At 68.3% G+C, this 22,501-nt stretch carries 16 protein-coding genes and 1 pseudogene; 9 read left to right on the top strand and 8 right to left on the bottom strand.

The genetic code is table 11. From position 1 onward, the window contains the following. Positions 1 to 101: 101 nt before the first annotated feature. On the bottom strand, positions 102 to 899 hold the full coding sequence (fhuF, locus tag CAL26_RS11170; RefSeq protein WP_094846914.1) for a siderophore-iron reductase FhuF: 798 nt from the start codon (positions 897 to 899) through the stop codon (positions 102 to 104). A 235-nt stretch (positions 900 to 1,134) separates the two neighbouring features. Here fhuF and CAL26_RS11175 point away from each other — a divergent pair, with 235 nt between their 5' ends. After that, positions 1,135 to 2,796 carry a cyclic peptide export ABC transporter gene (locus tag CAL26_RS11175; RefSeq protein WP_094847043.1) on the top strand — a complete coding sequence of 554 codons (1,662 nt, stop codon included), beginning with the start codon at positions 1,135 to 1,137 and terminating at the stop codon, positions 2,794 to 2,796. 101 nt (positions 2,797 to 2,897) lie between these two features. On the opposite strand, the pseudogene CAL26_RS28800 reads toward CAL26_RS11175, so the two are convergent. From CAL26_RS28800 to CAL26_RS11200, 5 genes and pseudogenes are all read right to left on the bottom strand, one after another. Beyond that, a pseudogene (locus tag CAL26_RS28800) lies at positions 2,898 to 3,506 on the bottom strand (4'-phosphopantetheinyl transferase family protein); the annotation flags it as partial. A 99-nt stretch (positions 3,507 to 3,605) separates the two neighbouring features. Further along, a complete protein-coding gene (gene oxlT, locus CAL26_RS11185) occupies positions 3,606 to 4,877 on the bottom strand; it encodes an oxalate/formate MFS antiporter (protein WP_094846916.1) in 1,272 nt (423 codons plus the stop codon). Positions 4,878 to 5,046: 169 nt separating this feature from the next. After that, positions 5,047 to 6,216: a DSD1 family PLP-dependent enzyme gene (locus tag CAL26_RS11190; protein ID WP_094846917.1), complete on the bottom strand. Its 1,170-nt coding sequence runs from the start codon at positions 6,214 to 6,216 to the stop codon at positions 5,047 to 5,049. Positions 6,217 to 6,219: 3 nt separating this feature from the next. Further along, positions 6,220 to 7,767, bottom strand: coding sequence for a M81 family metallopeptidase (locus CAL26_RS11195; RefSeq protein ID WP_094846918.1), 1,548 nt, complete (start codon positions 7,765 to 7,767; stop codon positions 6,220 to 6,222). A 7-nt stretch (positions 7,768 to 7,774) separates the two neighbouring features. After that, complete coding sequence (locus CAL26_RS11200) at positions 7,775 to 8,761, bottom strand: Bug family tripartite tricarboxylate transporter substrate binding protein (protein ID WP_094846919.1); 987 nt, start codon at positions 8,759 to 8,761, stop codon at positions 7,775 to 7,777. 174 nt (positions 8,762 to 8,935) lie between these two features. Between CAL26_RS11200 and CAL26_RS11205 the strand changes: the two genes are divergently transcribed. From CAL26_RS11205 to ppc, 5 genes are all read left to right on the top strand, one after another. Further along, positions 8,936 to 9,847 (top strand): LysR family transcriptional regulator, encoded by a 912-nt coding sequence (locus tag CAL26_RS11205; protein WP_094846920.1) that lies wholly within the window; start codon positions 8,936 to 8,938, stop codon positions 9,845 to 9,847. 91 nt (positions 9,848 to 9,938) lie between these two features. Next, positions 9,939 to 11,810, top strand: a complete 1,872-nt coding sequence (locus CAL26_RS11210; RefSeq protein WP_094846921.1) for a PhoX family protein — start codon at positions 9,939 to 9,941, stop codon at positions 11,808 to 11,810. A 156-nt stretch (positions 11,811 to 11,966) separates the two neighbouring features. Beyond that, positions 11,967 to 12,929 carry a Bug family tripartite tricarboxylate transporter substrate binding protein gene (locus CAL26_RS11215; RefSeq protein ID WP_094846922.1) on the top strand — a complete coding sequence of 321 codons (963 nt, stop codon included), beginning with the start codon at positions 11,967 to 11,969 and terminating at the stop codon, positions 12,927 to 12,929. Between the two features lie 112 nt (positions 12,930 to 13,041). Further along, complete coding sequence (locus tag CAL26_RS11220) at positions 13,042 to 13,422, top strand: VOC family protein (RefSeq protein WP_094846923.1); 381 nt, start codon at positions 13,042 to 13,044, stop codon at positions 13,420 to 13,422. Next, complete coding sequence (ppc, locus tag CAL26_RS11225; protein ID WP_094846924.1) at positions 13,419 to 16,292, top strand: phosphoenolpyruvate carboxylase; 2,874 nt, start codon at positions 13,419 to 13,421, stop codon at positions 16,290 to 16,292. The genes CAL26_RS11220 and ppc overlap by 4 nt, the downstream gene beginning before the upstream one ends. On the opposite strand, the gene CAL26_RS11230 is transcribed toward ppc, so the two are convergent. After that, complete coding sequence (locus CAL26_RS11230; RefSeq protein WP_143277408.1) at positions 16,255 to 17,058, bottom strand: IclR family transcriptional regulator; 804 nt, start codon at positions 17,056 to 17,058, stop codon at positions 16,255 to 16,257. The two genes, ppc and CAL26_RS11230, sit on opposite strands and share 38 nt — an antisense overlap. 361 nt (positions 17,059 to 17,419) lie before the next feature. Between CAL26_RS11230 and CAL26_RS11235 the strand changes: the two genes are divergently transcribed. Genes CAL26_RS11235 through CAL26_RS11245 form a run of 3 tightly spaced genes read left to right on the top strand, consistent with a single transcriptional unit; the run spans position 17,420 to position 20,801 of the window. After that, positions 17,420 to 18,394: a Bug family tripartite tricarboxylate transporter substrate binding protein gene (locus tag CAL26_RS11235; RefSeq protein WP_094846926.1), complete on the top strand. Its 975-nt coding sequence runs from the start codon at positions 17,420 to 17,422 to the stop codon at positions 18,392 to 18,394. Positions 18,395 to 18,452: 58 nt separating this feature from the next. Next, positions 18,453 to 19,646, top strand: coding sequence for an alpha/beta hydrolase family protein (locus CAL26_RS11240; protein WP_179283325.1), 1,194 nt, complete (start codon positions 18,453 to 18,455; stop codon positions 19,644 to 19,646). Positions 19,647 to 19,658: 12 nt separating this feature from the next. Then, entirely contained in the window at positions 19,659 to 20,801 is a 1,143-nt protein-coding gene (locus CAL26_RS11245; protein WP_094846928.1) for an alpha/beta hydrolase family protein, read from the top strand. Positions 20,802 to 20,824: 23 nt separating this feature from the next. Here the strand turns inward: CAL26_RS11245 and CAL26_RS11250 are convergent, their stop codons facing one another. Beyond that, positions 20,825 to 22,462: a methyl-accepting chemotaxis protein gene (locus CAL26_RS11250; protein ID WP_094846929.1), complete on the bottom strand. Its 1,638-nt coding sequence runs from the start codon at positions 22,460 to 22,462 to the stop codon at positions 20,825 to 20,827. Positions 22,463 to 22,501: the final 39 nt, after the last annotated feature.

A 22,501-nucleotide genomic window follows, 5' to 3' on the forward strand; every position in this document is an offset into this window, starting at 1 on the left:
GCTTCCTGCGTAGGGGGTCGCCGCCCGGCGCGCCGGCCCGGGCATGTACTCTCTGGAGACGAATGAGAAAGGTTTCTGTTTAGTCCGTGTCTAGTCCGTGTTCAGTCCGGCACGCCGGCGGAGGTCCGGCGATTGCAAGGCGCCAGAGGGCAGGCGTCGCAGTAGCCGTGGCCGGGCAGGCGGTAATACAGGCAGCAGCGGCGCAGCAGCGTAATGCGTGCGCCGTCGTCCCGCGTGGCGTGGCGCACGGGGCGGTAGAGCGGGTTGGGCGTGCCGTCGCCGAAGTGCGGCGCGTCCAGCAGCTGGCGACGGTCCAGGCCGATGGCGGCGATGCCGGGCATGGCCTGGCCCAGCCGCGACAGCGTCATGTCCAGGAAGCGTGCGACGTTGCCCCAGGCGATGCCGCGCGGCAGGCGTGCATGGACGGCCAGGGCCTCGACCAGCGGATGCACGTGCTGGTCCAGCAGTAACGCGTAGCGCCGCAGCGTGGGCGCGCCGGGCAGGGGCGTGCCGTCGTGCGGGACGGCAAAGCGCCAGGCCGCGCCATCACGCGACCAGCGGGGCGAAATCTCGGCCGCGCCGACCGGCAGCACGCGGCCCAGCACGCTCGCCGCCGCGGCGACCGGCGGGACCAGGTGCTCGAAATACCTCAGGCTCCACACCGCGGCGACCGCCATCCGGTCCGTGCTGCCGAAATGGCGGGCCTGGGCGTCCAGCAGGCGGGGCAGGGCATGCGGGTCGGCCAGGATCCGGGCCAGGGTGGGCCCGCTCGCCGTCCCGGGCACGCCGTCGGCGCCCGACCCGTGCCCGGCGCCGATGTGCAGGACCACGCGGCGCGCATGGCGCCCCAGGCCGGCGGCATACAGGGGGACCAGGGATGGGATCAGGCGGTGCGGCACATCGGCGCGGATGTCGTGGCGGGAAGAGGATGGGGGCTGGCGTACCGCATATCCATGCAGACGAATGGCGGCGACAAAAATTTAGTGCCCGCCGGCACCGGCATGCGAAGGCGACGTCGAGCTCCGGCGCGAGACGGGGACCCTCCGGCCCGGGGACCGACATGGCGGCGAGCTAAATCTCCCCGCCCCTGGATCGTCACCTTCACATGGACGTCCCATTCGGCAGGTGGCCCGCTTGATCAAACAGCTGCTCAGAAAGACCCGCGGCCTGCTGGCGCTGGCGACGCTGGCCAGCATAGGCGCGGGCGCAGCCAGCGTCCTGCTGGTCGCCCAGATCAACATCGCCCTGACCGCGACCGCCGCCGACCGTGCCCAGCTGGCATGGCGCTTCGCCCTGACCGCCGTGCTGGTCATGGTTTTCCGCATGGTCGCGGCCTTGCTGTTCGAACGGCTCAGCCAGCGCACGCACGCCGACCTGCGCCGCCATATCGCCGAGCGGGCCGTGCATGCCGACTACGCCGCGCAGGAACGCGTGGGCGCCGATCGCCTGCAATCGGCGCTGACCGAGCACAGCGCCAACGTGGCGCAGTACTTCGTCAGCCTGCCCGCCATCCTGACCAACACCGTTATCGTCGCCGGATGCCTGGTCTACATGGCCATGCTGTCGTGGCCGGTCTTCCTGGCGGCCTTGCTGGTGGTCGGGCTGGGCTCCCTGGGATATCACCTGGCGCACCTGCGGGCCATCCGTCACCTGGAGGCCGCCTCGCGCCACCAGGACGCGCTGTTCGGCCATTTCCGCGCGATCAGCGGCGGCGCGAAGGAATTGCGGCTGAACGCGGGCAAGCGGCAGGCCTTCCTGTCCGGCATGCTGAACGCCGCCATCGAAGCCGTGCGCCGCGCGCGCACGCGCGGCATGTCCATCTTCGTCGTATCGGCCAGCTGGAGCAGCTTCCTGATCTACGCCTTCATCGGGCTGGTGCTGTTCGTGCTGGCGGCCGGCGAGCCCGACCAGCAACGCGTCATGACGGGTTTCGCACTGCTGTTCCTCTACATGGTGGCGCCGCTGGAAGCCTTGCTGCTGAATATCCCGCGCGCCAACCTGGCCAAGGTGGCGGCGCGCCGCATCGCCGAATTGACGGACGACCTGGCCGCCAACGAGCCGCCCGCCATCCAGGCCGCGCCGCCCGCCGCCGCGCGCGTGGAGCTGCGCGGCGTCCTGCATCGCTACTATCACGAACAGAGCGATTACTTCTTCGCGCTGGGTCCGATCGACTTGACGCTGGCGCCGGGCGAGATCGTCTTCCTGGTCGGCGGCAACGGCAGCGGCAAGACCACGCTGGCCAAGTTGCTGACCGGACTATACCGGCCGGAGGGCGGCCAGATCCTGTATGACGGCGTGCCGGTCGACGACGCCAGCCGCGACCGCTACCGCCAGGCCTTCACCGCCATCTTTTCCGACTTCCATCTGTTCGACCGCCTGCTGGAAGCGCCGCGGTATACGCTGGACCGCGAGGCCAATGGCTGGCTGGCCAGGCTGCACCTGCAGCACAAGGTCCAGGTGCGCGATGGCGCCTTCGACACGCGCGCGTTGTCGCAGGGGCAGCGCAAGCGCCTGGCGCTGGTGGCGGCCTATCTGGAGGACCGGCCCTTCCTGGTCTTCGACGAATGGGCGGCCGACCAGGATCCGGTGTTCAAGCGGGTGTTCTACCTGGAGCTGCTACCCGAGCTGCGGGCGCGCGGCAAGACGGTACTGGTGATCTCGCACGACGACCGCTATTTCGACGTCGGCGACCGCGTGCTGAGGATGGAAAACGGCCGCTTGTCGGAAGGTCCGCCGCCGTCACCCGCGCCGGCGGCGGCGCCGTCGGCCGATGCCCAGGCCACCGCGCCGGTGTAAGCCGCGGGCAGGGCCAGCAGCCGCAGTTCCAGCGACGACAGCATTCGCATGTCATCCATCCGGTCATCCACGCACCGTATGTGGCGTGTGTCCCGGCGCGCGTCGGCATCGGTATCGTCGGCAAGCACCTCGATGCGCTGCAAGGCTTCCGCGATCCCCTGGCCCGTGGCCTTCAACGCGGCCTCCTTGCACACCCAGTATCGATAGAACGCGTCGCGCCTGGTCTCCGCCGCGCAGGCTTGCAGGGTCGCGCGCTCGCCCGGCGTAAGCACGATGGCCGACAGCGCCTCGACATCCACCTCCGCCCGCCGTTCCACGTCCACGCCGACCGCGCGCCGCTCCGACAGCACGATCAAGGCCAGCGCGCCGGAATGCGCCACGTTGAAATGCACGTTCGCGTCGCGCCAGATCGGCCGGCCCGCCGGTGTGTAGTCGAAGCGTATCGACGCGTCCGCGTCATCGCCCGCGAGCAACCGCTTCAAGGCCGCCCGGGTCAGCGCGAAGCGGACCTGGTCTTCATGCCGGTGGAAGCGATCCAGGCGCGCCCGTTCCGCGTCGTCCAGCAATGCCAGCACGTCCGCGGGCAGGGGCGCCCGCAGGTCCAGGTCCAGGCGCCACAGCCGCACGTCGGCCGGCCCCCGGGGGATCGCAAGGGACGTGAGAGGGGCCGGCTCCGTACCGGGCCGCCCGGGTGGTCGTTCGCTGGGCACGCCGTTCGCCGCGTCGATGATGGTCAACGCGGCGATTGTAGTGCGGCGCCCGCCGCGGCGATGCGCATGGCGCCGCCGCTGAAGATGCGGACCGTGGCGTCAGCGCGCCAGGTATTTCCTGCGTGCGGGCTTGAGCACCGCGATCGCCAGCAGGGCCGCGAGGATATCCAGCACGATCGCGGAATAGAAGACGGGGTGCCAGCTGGCGGTCTTCTCGTGCAGCAACGCCGCCAGCGGGCCGCCCAGGATCGAGCCTATGCCCTGCGAGATATACAGCCAGCCATAGTTCGCCGTGGCGTGGCGCGTGCCGAACGTGTCCGTCAAGGTGGACGGGAACAGCGAGAAGATTTCGCCCCAGCCGAAGAACACCACGCCCGACAGCAGCACGAACAGCAGGGGATGTTCGCGCGTCGCCAGCCACACCGCCATGGCGATGCCTTCGAGCGCGAAGGCCATGAACATGGTGTTCTCGCGCCCATAGCGATCGGACACCCAGCCGAAGAACGGCCGCGTCAATCCGTTGGTCAGGCGATCCACCGTCAGCGCCAGCGGCAGCGCCGCCATGCCGAACACGATCAGGTCGGCGACGCCGAAATCGCGCGCGAAGCTCGCCATCTGCGACGTCACCATCAGGCCGGACGTCGACATCATGGTCATCATCGCGAACATCAGCCAGAACAATGGCTGCTTCAGCATTTCGCGCGGCGCCAGGTCGCGCGCTGAATTACCCATGCCGCCCAGCCGCGACAGCAGCGCGGCGGCCGGCGCGTCGCCAGGCGAGCGCAAGCCTTGCGCGGCGATCACGCCGATCACCGCGAACAGGGCGCCGAAGCGCCACAAGGTGCTTTCAAGGCCGCTGTCCGCCAGGGCCCCGGCGATGGGAAAGGTCGTCAGGATCGCACCCATCCCGTATCCGGCCGCCACCATGCCGGCGGCGAAGCCGCGACGATCGGGGAACCAGCGCACCATCAGGCCGACCACGCCGACATAGACGATGCCGGTGCCCAGGCCTCCCACCACGCCATAGGTCAGGTACAGCATGCCGATGCTGCCCGCCGACGCCGCCAGGATCCAGCTGCAGCCGGACATCAGCGTACCCAGCGCGATCAGCCGGCGTGGACCGAAGCGGTCGATCAGGCTGCCCTGGAAGGGCGAAAAGAAAGTCTGCAGCACGATCAGCAGCGAGAACGTGACCTGCAGTTCGGAAAGCGGCACGCCCAGCTTGGCGGACAACGGTTTGGTGAATAGCGTCCAGACATACTGCGGACTCGAAATGGCCATCATGCAGACCAGTCCAAGCAGTAATTGGGTCCAGCGGTTGCTCAGGATATCTTTGGAACTTCCGAGTGCGGCTTCTGCGGAAACGCTCATGGTGGGGGCTCCAGGCCGGTTGGTCTGGAGGTGATCCCATGCAAAGCCTGTGCCAGGTGCGACGCCGCGCGCTGCCCGGGCGCCGCGGGCCGCGTACGCGGTCGGCGTTCCACGGCATGGCGCGTAATGGTGCGCCCATGCCCACGCATGGTGCGCCGCCGGCCGGCGGCTACCAGCCCCGGAAACGCGGCCAGTGGGCGGCCACCCGGCCCGAGTCGTCCTGGATGACGTGGTAGCTGTCATGCTGCGCGCCGGTCGCGCAGGCATGATTCGGCAGTACGCGCACCATGGTTCCCAGCGGCAGGTCGGGCAGGGTGGCGGTACTGCCCGGGCGCAAGGCGAGGATGCCCTGTTCCTGGTTGGTCTCGCGCATCACCAGGTCCGGATACGGCTTGCCGTCGATATCGCAGACCACGCCGTAGTACTGGTCCACCTTCTGCTTGGCCGTCCCGCGGTCGCGCGACATCGCCATCCAGCCGGCGTCCACCAGTATCCAGCCCTTGTCTTCCTGATGGCCGATGACGGTGGTCAGGACGCTCAATGCGATGTCGTCCTGGCTGCACACGCCCAGGCCCGCCATGAACAGGTCGAAGAACACGAATACGCCGGCACGCAGTTCCGTCACGCCGCTCAGGTCGCGGCTGAACAAGGCCGTGGGCGTGGATCCCACGCTGACCACGGGGCAGGGCAGCCCGGCGTGGCGCAAGGCCTGCGCGCAGGCCACCGCGCCGCGCCTTTCCTGTTCGGCCATCGCTTCGATGGCTTGGGTGCTCGCGCAGTTGTAGGATTCGCCGGCGTGCGTCATTACGCCGCGCAGTTCCGCGCCTTCTTCATGCAAGGCGCGGCCGATCGCCAGCAGCCGATCGGTCTGGTCCGGCGCCACGCCGGCCCGGTGGCCGTCGGTATCGAGCTCGATCAGGCAGGGGATGCGCGTGCCGCTGGCTCGCGATTTCTGCGCCACGGCCTGCGCGCCTTCGACGCTGTCGACCACGATGGTCAGGTCCACGCCCTGTCGCCGCAGCGCCACGACACGATCCAGCTTGTTGGGCGCGATGCCCACGGCATACAGGATGTCGCGCACGCCGGCCTGCGCGAACTGCTCCGCTTCCTGCAGGGTGGAAACGGTGGCCGGGCCTTCCGGCGTATCCATGATGCGGCGCGCGACATCGATCGATTTCGGCGTTTTCAGATGCGGGCGCAGCTGCACGCCCAGCGCATGCGCACGTTCGCGCATGCGCCGTATGTTCGCGGTCATGAGACGCTCGTCCAGCACCAGGCTGGGCGTTTCCTGGTCCCGCAGCAGGCGGGTGGCGACCGCGTCGGTGTTCGTCAGGGTCATCGGTCATGTCTCCATGGCGGGACGCATCCGCACCGCGGGCGTCCACTCGGTATCAGGGTCCAGCGGCACGACCGGCCGCGGCAGGCGGCGGAAGTCGAAGCGGGACAGTATGGGGGAGGTCAGGCCCGGCGCATCCACGCTGTAGATCCGCTCGGGCGGAAAGAATTCATCGAAGGCGGCACGGAAGTGGCCGCGCGATTTGACCACAACCGTGCGCGCCGCGCCGATGTCCAGCCCGAACATCTCGAAGAAGGTGGGCTCGTGGCATTGATGGCGGTGGGTGATGACGACGATCTGTATGCCGCCCACCGCGATCAGTGCCGAGGGTCCCAGGTCGTAGCTGCATCCGGCCAGTTGTCCGCGCCTTCCCACGCCCTTGCCGTCACGCAGCGCGACCACGGTGGCGTCGGCCTCGAAGGGATCGGAATACTTCGTGGTCTCGCTGCGATTGAAGCGCGCGCGCAAGGCCTTGCCGACGCCCGCGGCGTGCGCGTCCGCGGCCAGCTCGGGGTCGGTGATGACGCCGGCGATCACGCCCCGCGCGTCGGCCCGGATCAGGGCCTGCAACAGATACGGCGTGTTGCCGCGCGCGCCGCCGCCCGGGTTGTCGGCCACGTCGGCCAGCAGTACCGCATCGAGCGCCGCGTCCTTGCCCACGGAGACGGACAACGCGACCGCGTCTTCCAGGGACGTCAACTGCGGAAAGAAAGCCGCGCGGTCGCCCCATGCCGGCGTCGCGAGGTCGAGCGCGAGGCGGCGCGCCAGGTCGGCATCGCCGCGCGTCGTGACCAGCACCGTCAAGCCGTTCTTCGGCGTATCGCCGTAGGCGAAACCGCCCACCGCGGAAATATTGACGATGCGATCGTCGTCCAGCGCTTCCGCTTTCTGGATCATGTCGGCGTAAGGCCCCGTGCCGGGCGCGGTCAGCAGCTGCGTGGGCGGCGCGCACACGGGCATGCGCACATGCGCCACCCGCACGCGCAGGCCGGCCGCCAGCTCGCGCAGCACGTCGGCGGCTTCGGCGCCGCGTTCGGCCATATCGACGTGCGGGTTGCGGCGATAGGAAATCAGCGTGTCGACCTGATCGACCATGCGGTCGGAGACATTGGCATGCAGGTCGACCGTCGCGACGATGGGAATGGCGGGGCCGACGATGCGGCGCACGGTTTCGAAGACCAGGCCGTCGGGGTCGTCTTCTTCCGTCGTGATGGCCGCGCCGTGCTCGCAGATGTACACGGCGTCCACGGGCAGGGCGGCGCGCAGCCGGGTCTCGAACTGCGCCAGCGTATCGGCGAAAAAGGCGTGTTCCACCGGGCCGCCGGATTCGGCGTTGGCGAACAGGATGGGCACCGGCGTCCAGTCGCCCGCCGCGTCCATGCGGCGCACGAAGGCGGGGATCTCCGGCGTCATGCGCGGCGCGGGACTGCGCGCGTCGCGCAGCAGCGCATCGCCGGCCAGGTAGGCGCGCGACACGAAGTCCTCGCGCGTGGACACCGGCGCATAGCGGTTCGACTCGATGGCGAAGCCCAGCAGGGCGATGCGTAGCGGCATGGCGGCGTCAATCCTGTTTTTCGATATGGGCGGCGGTGATCAGGTCGCCCCACTTGCGCTGCTCCGCGGCGATGAAGCGGGCGAAGTCCGCCGGCGTCCCCGGCGTGCCGGGCGACGCGCTGGCATTGGCCAGATCCTGCTTCAGCGTATCGCTGACCAATACCTTCTGCAGCGACTGCGACAGGCGATCGATGATGGGTTGCGGCGTGCCGGCGGGAAACACCAGCCCGCCCCATGACACGTTCTCATAGCCCTTCAGGCCCAGCTCGTCCAGCGTCGGCATGTCGGGAAACAGCGGCACGCGCTGTTTACTGGTGATCGCCAGCGCGCGCAGCTTGCCGCTCTTCACCAGCGGGTATGCCACGGACGCGTTGGTGAACGTGTAGTCCAGGCGGCCGCCGGCCAGATCGGACAGCGAAGCGGGGTCGCCGTTGTAGGGGATGAACATCACGTCGACGCCGGCCATCTGCTTGAACAGTTCACCCGCCATCTGGCCGCTGCTGCCGATGCCGGCGGCGCCATAGGAAAGCTTGCCGGGTTCGCGCCTGGCCTGGGCGATCAGGTCGTCCACGCTGCGGATGGGCGAATCGCCGCGCACAACCAGCAGGTTGTAGACGGCGAACATCTGGCCCACCGGCGCGAAATCCTTGGCCGCGTCGTAGGGCAGCTTGTTGAACAGCGCGGGATTGACCGCCAGCGTATTGATGTTCCCGTAGCCCAGCGTGTAGCCGTCGGGCGCGGCGCGCTTGACCTGGCTCATGCCGATGTTCCCCGCGGCGCCGGGCCGGTTCTCGATCACGAAGTTGGCGCCGGTATCCTCGGCCACGTGCTTGAGCACGATGCGGCTGAGCACGTCGGCCGAGCCGCCCGCCGCCGACGCGACGATCACCGTCACGGGCCGCTTCGGCCAATCCGTATCGGCGGCATGGGCCGCGGAAGCCAGCGCGCCGCTGGCGAGCAGCGCGGACAGGGCATGGGCAAGGGTACGTCGCATAGGAGCTCCGGTCGGGAACGAGGCCGCTCTGGGCGTGTGGCCCGGGGCATCGGCGCCCGGCCGCCAGCGGCAATGAGGTAAATCACGAGTGCCGCGAGTATGAACAGCGCGCTAAAGTCCAAGGTTAAGCGGCGCCGCAATCCCGGCTTAAGCCGCAACTTAATGGAGCAAGGGGTGATCTCCAGCGAGGATCTGCAGTTCTTCCTGACGGTGGCGGCCGCCCGCTCGCTGGCCGAGGCGGCGCGCACGCTCAACGTGACGCCGCCCGCCGTCACCCAGCGGCTGGCCGGCCTGGAGAAGCGCCTGGGCGCGCGCTTGATCGAGCGGACCGGCCGGCATACCGCGCTGACCGACGAGGGCGACCTCCTGGTGGCGCGCGGACGCCGCATCTGCGCCGAACTCGGCCTGCTGGCCGACGACCTGGGCAGCCGCCGCCGCGTCATCGCCGGGCATCTGCGCGTCCTGGCGCCGCTGGGCTTCGGCCATCGCTACGTCGCCCCCGCGGTCGCGCGCGTGCGCCGCGACCACCCGGAGGTCACCGCCACGCTGACCTGTTCGGACCGGCCCGGCCGTTTCGCCGAGGACAGCTGGGACGTCACGGTCCACATCGGTGAACTGCGCGACTCCAGCCTGATCATGCAGCGCATCGCCTCCAACCGGCGCATCCTGTGCGCCGCGCCGTCCTACCTGCGCCGCCACGCCGCGCCCATGCGGCCGCAGGACCTGCGGGCCCACGAATGCATCGCCCTGCGGGAGAACGACGAGGACGTCACCCTGTGGCGTTTCGCCGGCCCGCGCGGGGAAGTCGCCAACGTGCGGATCGCGCCCGTCCTGGCCTGCACGGAAGGCGCCGTGGTGCACGACTGGGCGGTGGCCGGCATGGGCATCATGGTCCGCTCCGAATGGGACGTCGCCGCCGACCTGGCCGCCGGCCGCCTGGTGGCGCTGTTGCCCGAGTGGCGCCTGCCCGATGCCGACGTCATCGCGCTCCTGCCTTCGCGCGAGGCGCGCTCGGCGCGGACCTCGCATTTCCTGGAATGCCTGCGGGCCGAAGTGGATGCGCATCCCTGGAGTCCGCCTGGCTGACAACAAGCTGTCAAACTCCGCGCGCACCATGTGGCGATCCGCGCGCGTGGCGTACACCCGCGCATGCCCATGACCATTCAGGAGAGCCCAGATGTCGCGTTCCACCGACGAAGCCAAGGCCCGCGGCCTGTCCCATGCCCGGGAGCCGGCGGCCACGCCAGCCACGGCGCGGCCCGGCCAGTCCCTGGACGACGTGTTGGCCCTGAATCCGGCGCGCCGCGTGTGGCTGAAATCCGGCCTGGGCGCGGCGGCGCTCTCGATCTTCGGCGCGCCGGCCCTGGCCGCGGGCCCGGGCGACGCCAATGGCACCGGGAATCCGGCGGGATCGCCATCCGCCGGCGGCAAGGCCGGGGCCGATGGATTGGACCCCGCCAGGGACTACGCGGTCCGTTTCCAGCCGGTGGCCCGCTCGACGGCCGACCGGGTTATCGTCCCGCCGGGTTATGAGGTGCAGGTCCTGTTCTCGGCCGGCGACGCGGTGGAAACAGGCTCGGCGTCCTGGTCCGAAGGCGAGGTCGCCACGTGGGAGCAGGCCGGCAAGCGCGCCGGCGGCGACCACGACGGCATGCATTACTTTGCCTTGCCCGGCGTCGATCCGCGCAAGGGCGGCCTGCTGGCGATCAATCACGAACAGGTCGACATGCGGGTGTTCTTCGCGAAAGACAGCTTCGCCAACGACGCCTTCGACGAAAAGAAGGCGACCGCCGACCAGAAGCGCGTGGCGCTGTCCGCGGTGGGCGTATCCGTTATCGAGGTCGAATTCGTCGACCAGGCATGGCGCGTCAAGCGCGATTCCCCCTACAACCGCCGCTACACCGGCAACAGCACCTATGCCGTGGGCGGCCCGGCGCGCGAGCGCGTCGGCGCCACGGTGACCGGCACGCTGAACAACTGTTCCAGCGGCGCCACGCCCTGGGGCACCTACCTGACCTGCGAAGAAAGCACCTTCAACTATTTCGATACCAGCCAGCCCCGGCAGGGCTACGGCTGGGTCGTTGAACTCGACCCGCAGGGCAAGATCCTGCGGCAAGGCGTCAAGCGCACGGCCATGGGCCGCTTCAACCACGAAAACGTCGCCTGGCTGGCCGACGCCAACGGCCGGGTGGCGTTCTACATGGGCGACGACAGCACGCCCGGCTGCATCTACAAGTTCGTGCCGGATCGTCCGTTCGACGCCGCCGACCGCGCCGCCAACGTCGGGCTGCTGGATGAGGGCACCCTGTACGTCGCGCAGTTCAATCCCGCCGGCCAGGGCAGGTGGCTCCCCTTGCGGCATGGCGCCGCCGGGCTGACCGCCGCCGAAGGCTATCCGTCGCAGGCCGACGTGCTGGTCGAATGCCAGAAGGCCGCCGTATCGGCCGGCGGCACGGTGATGGACCGGCCTGAATGGATCACCGTCGGGCCGCGCAAGGACATCTACGTGACCCTGACCAACTACACCGGGCGGGGTGGCAAGGCGCCGGTGGACGACGCCAACCCGCGCGCGGAGAACCATCATGGCCACATCATCCGCTGGAACGAAGCGGGCGATTCCCCGCTGGCGGCCACCTTCACCTGGGACATCTTTCTTCTGGCGGGCGATCCGGAGCAGGCGGCCGCGCAGGGCAAGCCGAATCTCGCGGGCAATATCAAGGGCGATGCCTTCAGCAGCCCGGACGGCCTGCGCCAGGACGCGGCCGGGCGCCTGTGGATACAAACCGATATGAACCTGGGGACAATCGCGACGTCGCGGGTGTTCGGCAACAACGGCATGTATTGCGTCGATCCCGCCACGGGCGAATCGAAGCGCTTCCTGGTCGGGCCGGTGGGCTGCGAACTGACCGGCATCGCCTACACCCCGGACCTGACCACCTTCTTCGTGAACATCCAGCATCCTACCCAGGGCTGGCCGGAAGCCGGCCGCACGCCGCGTTCGTCGACCCTGGCGATCCGGCGCACGGATGGCGCGCCCGTGGGCGCGTAGCGTCTCCGGCAGAGCAGCGACGGCCGCGGCATGGCGGTGTACACGCAGGTATACAATCCGGCCATGCTCGCGGGACACCGCGGTCCTCCACAAGCGCGGCGCGCAAAGCCGCCCACGGACCGCCATCAGTCCATTGCTGCAATTCAGGAGAACTACATGAGATTCGGCAAATCCCTGATCGGGAAATTGCTGGCGGGCGCCGCTTTCTGCGCGAGCACCCTGACGGCCCATGCGGCCTGGCCCGAGCGTCCCATCACCCTGGTCATCCCCTTCCCGCCGGGCGGCACCACCGATATGGTCGGTCGTCCGCTGGCAGAGGCCATCGCCAAGAAGCTCGGCAAACCCGTCATCGTCGACAACCGCGCGGGCGCCGGCGGCACCATCGGCGCGGCCTATGTGGCGCGTTCGGCGCCGGACGGCTACACCATCTTCCTGTCGACCATCGCCCACACCATCGCGCCGTCGACCTACGACAAGCTGACCTACGACTTCGAAAAGGATTTCGCGCCGATCACGATCGTGGCATCGTCGCCCAACCTGCTCATCGTCAACAACAAGCTGCCGGTCAAGACGGTCCCCGAACTGATCGACTACGCCAAGAAGAATCCGGGCAAGCTGAACTTCGGTTCGGCCGGCATCGGCAGCACGGAGCACCTGGCCGGCGAATTGTTCAAGAAGATGGCGGGCATCGATATCGCGCACGTTCCGTACAAGGGCGGCGCGCCCATGATGGCCGACCTGATTTCCGGCCAGATCCAGATGGCCATCGAAACCAGCGGTTCGGCGATTTCGCAGATCCGCGCCGGCACCGTGCGCGCCCTGGGCGTCAGCAGCGAAAAGCCCAGCACCTATTTCCCGGGCATCCCGGCCATCGACGAGGCCGGCCTGCCGGGCTACACCTTCTCGACGTGGTACGGCCTGGTCGTGCCGGCCAAGACGCCCAAGGACGTCCAGGCCAAGCTCTACGCGGCGGTGCTGGATGCCTTCAAGGACCCGCAGATGGCCAAGGCGCTGGAAACGATAGGTGCCGAACCGGGCGGCCAGAAGCCGGAAGAATTCGGCAAGTTCATCGTCGACCAGACCAACAAATGGCATGACATCCTGAAGGGCGGCAAGTAAGCCCGCGGCGGGCCGCCATAGCCGTTCGCGAAGGCGGCCTGCCGTAACGTGAATTCCCAAGGCGGGCGGAATCTCCTACATTCGTGCTATCAGAACGAGAGGAGGCCCGCAATTGATCGACCACCTGGATCACCTGGTCCTGACGACCATCGACGAGGCCGCCTGCGTGCGTTTCTACGTCGACGTCCTGGGCATGCGCCTGGAAACCTTCGGCGAAGGACGCAAGGCCTTCGTCTTCGGCAGCCAGAAGATCAATCTGCACGTCAGGGGGCGCGAGTACGAGCCCAAGGCCCATCTGCCCGTCCCGGGCGCGCTGGACCTGTGCTTTATCGCCGCCGTGCCGCTGGATGACGTCATCACGCGCCTGCGCGAGCACCGGATAGACATCGAGGAAGGGCCGGTCATGCGCACCGGCGCGGTGTCGCGCATCCGGTCCGTCTACGTGCGCGACCCGGACCTGAACCTGATCGAGATATCGGAGATCGCGGCATGAGCGCGGATCACGACGATACCGCCCAGGGCGCGCCCGCCGACCAGCCGCTCGCCGACGATATCCGCCTGCTGGGCCGCCTGCTCGGCGACGTCATCCGCGAGCAGGAAGGGGAAGCGGCCTACAACCTGGTCGAGCAGGTCCGCCAACTGGCGGTCGCCTATCGCCGCGACGACGACGAACAGGCTGACCAGGCGCTCAAGCACCTGCTGCAATCCCAGCCCGCGATCATGCTGGTCTGCGTGGTGCGCGCCTTCACTTATTTCAGCCTGCTGGCCAATCTGGCGGAAGACCGCCATTACATCCGCCGCCGCCTGGCGCGCGAACGCCGGGGCGACGTGCAGGAAGGCAGCCTGGAGGCCACGATGGCGCGGCTGCGCAATGCCGGCATCGGCGCCGACCGCATCGCGCTGACCCTGCGGGAAAGCCACGTGTCGCCCGTGCTGACCGCGCATCCCACCGAAGTACAGCGCAAAAGCATCCTGGACGCGCAGCGTGCGATCGCCCAGCTGCTGTCGGAGCGCGATGACATCCGCGCACGCGCGCCACGCAAAGACCACGGCGCGGACGGCGTGGACGGCGCGGGTGGGGAGGATGGATCGGGGCCGGGCAAGCCCGGGGCCGGCGACCGGGTGCTCGCCCGCGAGCTGGATGGCAACGCGGCCCAGCTGCGCGGCCGCATCGTCCAGCTCTGGAGCACGCGCCTGCTGCGCATGTCGCGCCTGACCGTCGCCGACGAAATCGAAAACGCCCTCAGCTACTACCAGTCCACCTTCCTGCGCGAAATCCCGCGCCTGTACGCCAGCCTCGAGCAGGAGATGCCGGACCAGCCCGTCGCCAGTTTCCTGCGCATGGGCCAGTGGATAGGCGGCGACCGCGACGGCAATCCCAACGTATCGGCCGACACCCTGGCCTATGCCTTGAAGCGCCAGGCGGAGATCGCGCTGCGCCACTACCTGGCCGAAACGCACCAGCTGGGCGGCGAGCTGTCCATGTCCAGCTATCTGGTGGACGTGGCGCCCGAACTGCTGGCCCTGGCCGACCGCTCGCCCGACCAGAGCGCGCATCGGCGCGACGAACCCTATCGCAAGGCGCTGTCCGGCATCTATGCGCGGCTGGCGGCGACGCTGCAGGCGCTGACCGGCGTCGAAGCCGCGCCGCATCCCGTGGCGCCGCAGCCGCCTTACGCGCGCGCCGAGGAATTCCTGGAAGACCTGGCGATCATCGATCGTTCCCTGCACAGCCATCATGCCGGGGCGCTGGGCGAGCAGCGGCTGCGTCCGCTGATGCGGGCGGCGAGCGTCTTCGGTTTCCACCTGGCCACCGTCGACCTGCGCCAAAGCTCCGACAAGCACGAGGCCGTCGTCGCCGAGCTGCTGGCGACGGCGCGCGCGCATGCCGACTACGCCGGCCTGGACGAACAGGGCAGGGTGGAACTGCTGCTGCGCCAACTGGACGATCCCCGCCCGCTACGCGTGCCGGGTGCCGCGTACACCGACCTGGCGCGCGGCGAGCTCGCCATCTTCGAAGCCGCGCGCCTCATGCGCGAACGCTATGGCCACCATGCGATCCGCCACTACATCATCAGCCATACCGAGACCGTCAGCGATCTGCTGGAAGTGCTTCTGCTGCAGAAGGAATCCGGCCTGCTGCATGGCCTGCTGAGCGAGGACGCGCGCGCCGATCTGATCGTCGTGCCGCTGTTCGAGACCATCGAAGACCTGCGCAACGCCACCAACATCATGCGCGGCTTCTATGCCTTGCCGGGGGTGTTCGACCTGGTGCGCCGCAGCGGCGCCGAGCAGGACATCATGCTGGGCTACTCGGACAGCAACAAGGATGGCGGCATCTTCACCAGCAACTGGGAGCTGTATCGCGCCGGCATCGCGCTGGCCGCGCTGTTCGACGAGTTCGCCGCGCGCGCCCCGATCAAGCTGCGCATGTTCCATGGCCGCGGCGGCACCGTCGGCCGCGGGGGCGGTCCCAGCTACCAGGCCATCCTGGCGCAGCCGCCCGGCACCGTGCGCGGGCAACTGCGGCTGACCGAACAGGGCGAAGTCATCGCCTCCAAGTACACCAACCCGGACATCGGCCGGCGCAACCTGGAAACCCTGGTCGCCGCCACGCTGGAATCCACGCTGTTGCAGACGCAGCAGCAGGCGCCGCGGGCCCATCTGGACGCCGCGGCTGCCCTGTCGGACGCCAGCATGCGGGCCTATCGGGCGCTGGTCTACGAAACGCCGGGCTTCCGCGACTATTTCTTCGGCTCCACGCCCATCCGCGAAATCGCCGAGCTGAACATCGGTTCGCGCCCGGCGTCGCGCAGCGGGGGCCAGCGCATCGAGGACCTGCGCGCGATTCCCTGGGGCTTCAGCTGGGGCCAGTGCCGGCTGACCCTGCCGGGCTGGTTCGGCTTCGGTTCCGCGGTCCAGGCCTATGCGGACGAAGCCGGCGCCCGCGGCGAGGACGCCTGGCCGCAGCTGCGCGCGATGTATCGCGACTGGCCGTTCTTTCGCACGCTCCTGTCCAATCTCGACATGGTGCTGGCCAAGTCCGATCTGGCGCTGGCCGCGCGCTATGCCGAACTCGTCGACGACCATGCCCTGCGCGATCGCATTTTTCCAGTCATCGAAGCCGAGTGGCAGCGTACCGCGCAGGCGCTGTCGCGCATCACCGGCGAAGACGGCCGGCTGGCGAACAATCCGGTGCTGGCGCGCTCCATCAGCCACCGCTTTCCCTACCTGGATCCCTTGCACCACGTGCAGGTGGAGCTGATGCAGCGCTATCGCGAAGGACGGGGCGACGCCGTGGTCAAGACCGGCATCCACATCTCCATCAACGGGATCGCGGCGGGTCTGCGCAATAGCGGTTGAGCCTGGCCATGTCGGCCTGCACCCCCTGGATGCAGGCCGACAGATGCTTGCTCAGCAGTGCGCGGCGCGTCGGATCCATGCGCTGCGTGATCGTGGTGACGAAGACCGCCGCCGCCGGCATGCCGCCGGGCTGCTTGATGTCCATGCCGATGGCGCTGACGCCGGTCGCCGCCACGCCGTCGTCCAGCGCATAGCCGGTTTCGCGCGTGCGCCGGATGGCGTCGCGCAAGGACGCCACGCTGAAGTTCGGGTAGCGGTTCAGCTTGTCCTGGATGGCCTGCAGCGCGATATCGATTTCCGCGTCGCTCATCGCGGCCAGGATGGCCAGGCCGCCGACGCCGATGCCCAGGGGATGGCGGTCGCCCACGCCGGACGTCAGCGTCTGGATGTGGAAGTTGCCGGCGATGCGGTCCAGGCACACGGTCTCGAAGCCGCTGCGCACCACCAGGAAGGCCATGTCGCCGGTCTGCTCGGCCAGGCGCCGCAGATGCGGATGGCTGGTCTCGCGCAGATTGTTCTCGGGCAGGGCGCACAGCCCCAGCTCGTAGATCAGCGGGCCCAGCCGATAGCCGCGCTGGCCTGGCACGCGTACCAGCATGCGCTCGCTGACCAGCCGCTGCAGCAGGCGATGCGCGGTGGATTTCTCCATGTCCGCGCGTTGCGCCAGATCGATCAGGCGCAGGTGCTGCGAGGGGCTGCTGGCGATCAGGCGCAGCAGGTCGACGGCGCGGCCCACGGTACTGGCCGGCGAGGCTCGGTTTTGCATGGTGTGTATAAACCGCCGGTGGCGTTCATCCAGGACGTCATACAAATTTCCAGATACTGGGAAGAAAAATATCACGCGCCACGCGAGCCACAAACAAGTTTTTTGGCTCACTGCGCGACGTGCTCCACAACGGTGGATGGCGCGCGCGATAGCGGTGCCTGCGTGGCCTCATCGCGCGCTTGTGGTGCGCCGCTCCGCACCAAACGAGTGAGGCCGCGGCGCGGCGAAAACGCGTAGTTTTACTAAGTGGGAAAAAGCGGCGGAAAAGTTGACGGGCCTATCCACCGGTTCCAATATCGACGCAAGGCCACCCACGGGGTGCACAAGAGCGAGTGGCTCGCCTATCACAGGGGATCGTCACATGAACAGGATCTTTGCCTGGGCCGGGGCCACGCTTGCCCTCGCGCTGGCCGTCGCAATGCCCGCCAGCCACGCCGCGGAATACCCGGAACGTCCGATACGCATCATCGTGCCGTATCCGCCCGGCGATCTCGCCGACGTCATTACCCGGCTGGTCGGCAACGATATGTCGCAGGAGCTCGGCCAGTCCGTCGTCGTCGAGAACCATCCCGGCGCCTCCGGCCTGATCGGCCTGCAGCTGGCCGCGCGCGCCGAGCCCGATGGCTACACGCTGGTCATGGGGCAGATGGGCGCGGTCGTCGTGGCGCCGCTCACCAACGATTGGCCCATCGACGTGCGCAAGGCGCTGACGCCGGTCGCGCTGGCCTACACCAATTACATGATGCTGGTGGCCAAGCCCGATTTCCCGGCCAAGACCTTGCCCGAGCTCATCGCCTATTCGAAGGCGAACCCCGGACGCGTGCGCGTCGGCACCAACGGCGAAGGCGGCTTTCCCCATCTATCGATGGAGCTGCTCAAGGAGAAGGCCGGCTTCGACTTCACCAATATCCCCTACAAGGGCAGCACGCAGATCATGTCGGACCTGATGTCCGGTCGCGTCGAGTTGACCGTGTTCGGCTATTCCGGCCTCTACCCCTATGTCCAGGACGGCCGCCTGATCGCGCTGGGCGTCACCGGACGCAGTCGGGCGCCCAACGCCCCGAACATTCCCACCTTCGGCGAAAGCGTCCCGGGTTACGAGGCGCTGGGCTGGTTCGGGCTGTTCGCGCCCGCCGGCACGCCGGCCGACGTCGTGGCCAAGGTCAACAAGGCCTTGAACAAGGCGGTGAGCGATCCACAGGTCCAGGTGCAGGCGCAACGGCTCGGGCTGGATGCGGCGACCGGTACGCCCGCGCAGTTCGCCAAGGTCTGGCAGGACGACTACGCGAAGTGGGGCGGCACCATCGGCAACCTGGGCCTGGAAAAGAAGAAGTGAACCGCCGCACGAGCGGCGCCGCGGCCGCGGCGCCGCCAGCAAAAAGGAGAAGCGCAGCATGACCGCACCGGAACGTCCTTCCCCCAAATACGAGCCGTTCGGCTGGCACCATTGGCCCGACGACTTCTGGATGTCGTATCAGTTCCGGCGCGGCCTGGGCGAGACGCAGGAAGGCGGCGGCGCCGTCAGCGAAGTCTTCCAGGCGGCCACCCACATCACCGCCGGCGATTTCGAAACCTGGTACACCGCCTGGCGCCATATCGCCGACCGCAATGCGCGCCGGGGCGACGAGGCCCTGGCGGCGGGACACGTGCGCACGGCCATGAACTGCTGGCTGCGCGCCGCGAACTATTACCGTGAGGCGGAGTTCTGGCTCACGCCCGACGATCCGCGCCGCCTGGATGCCTTCACGCAGGCCGAGCGCGCGTCCGCCAACGCCTTCACGCGCATGGACCCGCCGGGCGAGATCGTGGAAATCCCCTACGAAGGCGGCAAGACCCTGCCGGCGTACTTCGTGCGCTCGGCCAATGGCGGGCCGCGCCAGCCGGTGCTGATATCGGTGGGCGGGCTGGATTCCTACAAGGATGAGCTATGGTTCATGACGGGCCGTGGCGCGGTGCAGCGGGGCATGTCGGTGCTGATGGTGGACGGTCCGGGGCAGGGCGGCGCGCTGCGCCGGCATGGCTTGGTCACCCGCCACGATTACGAAGTGCCGATCGGCCGTTGCATAGACTGGCTGTCGGCGCGGCCTGACGTCGACACCAGCCGCATCGCGGTCAGCGGCTCCAGCCTGGGCGGCTATTACTCGGCGCGCGCCGCGTCCATGGATTCCCGGCTGGCGGCCTGCATCTCGCACGGCGCCATCTGGGATATCCACGAACGCTGGAAGGCGCGCGACGACAACCACGGCCTGGCCGGCCACATCAAGTGGGTGTTCGGCGCCCGGGACATGGCCGAAGCCACCGAGATCGCTCGCCCCTTCACGCTGGAAGGCGTGCTCGAGCACATGAAATGCCCCTACCTGATCATCCACGGGGGCCACGATGTACTGGGCGTGGAAGCGGTCAGGAAGGTGCACGACTACGCCACCGCGCATGGCGTCAAGGCCACGCTGAAGCTGACAAGCGAAGAGGAAACCGGCGCCGAGCATTGCCAGCACGACAACCCCACGCTGGGGCAGGAGCTGATGCTGGACTGGCTGGCGGACGTCTTCGGCATCGACCAGAACACGCTGTCGTTCTTCCCCGGGTAGTTGGAGAAAGCAATGAGTCATTGGTTCGAGTACTTCCCCAGCAACCATATGTGGTCGCAGGGCATGATGTTCGGCATCGAGATGGCCGGCTGGGGCGCGGCCTCGATCAGCGAGATCGACCAGATCGGCCAGAAGCTGAAGGGCCACGAAGGCGACAACGAGCTGTGGTGGAAGGAATGGGTCGACATGGCCCGCCGCATCGAAGGCTTCGGCGACCAGGAAGAAGGCAAGGGCCACCGGCTGACCTCGGGCGCCTATTACCTGCGCGCGGCCATCTATTACTTCTGCGGCGAGCGTTTCATCGCGCCATCGGAACGCAAATGGGAGACCTATCGCGACTGCCTGCGTTGCTTCGCCAAGGGGCTGGAACGGCGTTTTCCGCAGATCACCCGCGCCGAAGTCCCGTATGAAGACACCACGCTGCCCGCCTGGTGGCTGCGCGCGGACGTCGACGGCCCGGCGCCCACCGTGGTGATGTTCGACGGCCTGGACAACGCCAAGGAAATGAGCGTGCTGTTCGGCGGCATCGAGATCGCCAAGCGGGGCATCCACGTGCTCGCGATCGACGGTCCGGGGCAGGGCGAGGCCCTGCGGCTGCAGGGCATACCCAGCCGCTACGACTACGAGGTTCCCGCGGGCGCGGCCTACGACTGGGTCGCGGCGCGTCCCGAGGTGGACCCCAGCCGCGTCGCCGTGATGGGCTTTTCCATGGGCGGCTACTACGCGCCGCGCGCGGCGGCCAAGGATCATCGCTTCGCGGCCTGCGTCGCCTGGGGCGGGCACTTCGATTATCACGAGTCCTGGACGCGGCGCCGCCGCATCATGGAGTCGGGCGGAACGAAATTGTCCGCGCCCGGCTTCCAGCTGCCCTGGGTACTGGGCAAGCCCGACATGGACGCCTGCATGAAGAAGCTGGAAGACTACCGCCTGAAGGACGTCGCGCCGGAGCTGGTGTGTCCGTTCTTCTGCCTGCACGGCGAGAACGACACCATCGTCCCGGTGGAGTTCGCCCAGCGCCTGTATGACGCCGTCGGCGCCCCGAACAAGACGCTGCGGGTGCTGACCGCCTACGAAGGCGGCAGCGAACACTGCCAGGAAGACAACCGCCAGGTCGGCGCGAACATCATCGCGGATTGGCTGGCGGACAACCTGTAGCGCCGGGCGCCAGCTGGCGTCCGCTACGCCTGGGACAGGGACAGGCCGGCATGGCCGGCCTCATCGCGGCCGGCGGCGGGACCGGCCTGTTTCGATACGCCTTCCATGCGGAACAGCCGCATCGTTTCGTCCGTATCGCGCGCCAGCCTTTCCAGCGACACGGCGGCGGCGGCCACCTGCTCCACCAGGGATGCATTCTGGCGGGTAATGCCGTCCAGCTCGCCGATCGCCGCGTTGGCCTGCGAGATGCCGTTGAGCTGTTCGTTGGCGGCGCTGCTGATGCCTTCCACCAGCGTATTCACTTCCTCGACGCCGTTGAGCACTTCGCTCATGGTCTTGCGCGCGGCGGCCGTTCGCGCATTGCCTTCCACCACCTTCAGCGCCGAATCCTCGATCAGGTGCCTGATTTCCTTGGCCGCATGGCCGCTGCGCTGGGCCAGCGCGCGCACTTCACCGGCGACCACGGCGAAGCCGCGGCCCTGTTCGCCCGCCCGCGCCGCTTCCACGGACGCATTCAATGCCAGGATGTTGGTCTGGAAGGCAATGCTGTCGATGATGCGCGTGATCTCATTGATGCGGTCGGAAGACTCGGCGATCGACCGCATGGTCGCGCTGACCTGATCGACGGCTTCCGTGCCCTGGCGGGCGATCAGCCGCGTGCCCGCGGACAGCCGGCTGACGTCATTGGACGCCGCCGCCGCCAGGCTGACGGTGGTGGTGATTTCCTCCATCGACGCCGCCGTCTGCTGCACGTTGCCGGCCTGCGCCTCGGTACGCTCGGACAGGTGCAGATTGCCGCGCGTCAGCTCGACGGCGCGCGCCACGATGTCGCGGCTCTGGTCGCGCGCGTCGCGGACGATGGACCCGACGTTGATGCGCAGCTGTCCCAGCGCCGCCTGCAGCCCGCCCACTTCATCGTCGCGCGTGGGTGCCGCCGATTGGGTCAGGTCGCCGGCCGCCAGGCGGTTCGCCGCCAGCACCACGTCGTTCAAGGGCGCGACCAGGCGGGTGCGCAGGAAGTGCCAGGTCACCGCCAGCAGGGCCAGCCGCAGCAGCCAGGCGGCCGTGTGCACGATGGCGGAGTCGGAGGGCAGGAAACGGTCGATGGCCAGGAACGCCGCCAGTACCGCGATGAAGAACAGCATCAACTGGCCGGCAAGGCCGAGCTGCAGGGCCGTGCCCAGACGTCCCCGCAGATTGCGTCGTACGGGACGGCCCTTGGACAAGGCGTGTAGCCGGCGCCCGGCCTTGGCCTCCTGGCGCATGGTGGCGTACAGCGCTTCCGCGTCCTCTATCTGCGCCTCGCTGGCCTCCGTGCGCACCGACATATATCCGACGGGAACGCCGTCTTCCATCAACGGCGTGGCATTGGCCATCACCCAGTAGTAATCGCCGTTCTTGCGGCGGTTCTTCACCGCGGCCGACCACGGCCGTCCCGAAGCGATCGTCGCCCACATGTCGCGAAACGCCTCTTCCGGCATGTCGGGGTGGCGGATGATGTTGTGCGGCTTGCCGAGCAACTCCTCCTTGGCGTAGCCGCTGACCTCGGCGAACATCGCGTTGCAGTAGACGATTCGTCCCTTGGTGTCCGTTTTCGAAACCAGGGTGTGTCCCGTGGGAAAGGGAAATTCGTTCTCGGTGACCGGCAGGTTCAGGCGCATTGTTGTCTGTCGTGGGCGAAGGCGTGGCAGCGGTAGTGC

It is taken from the genome of Bordetella genomosp. 9 (assembly GCF_002261425.1).
Lineage (GTDB): Bacteria > Pseudomonadota > Gammaproteobacteria > Burkholderiales > Burkholderiaceae_B > Bordetella_C.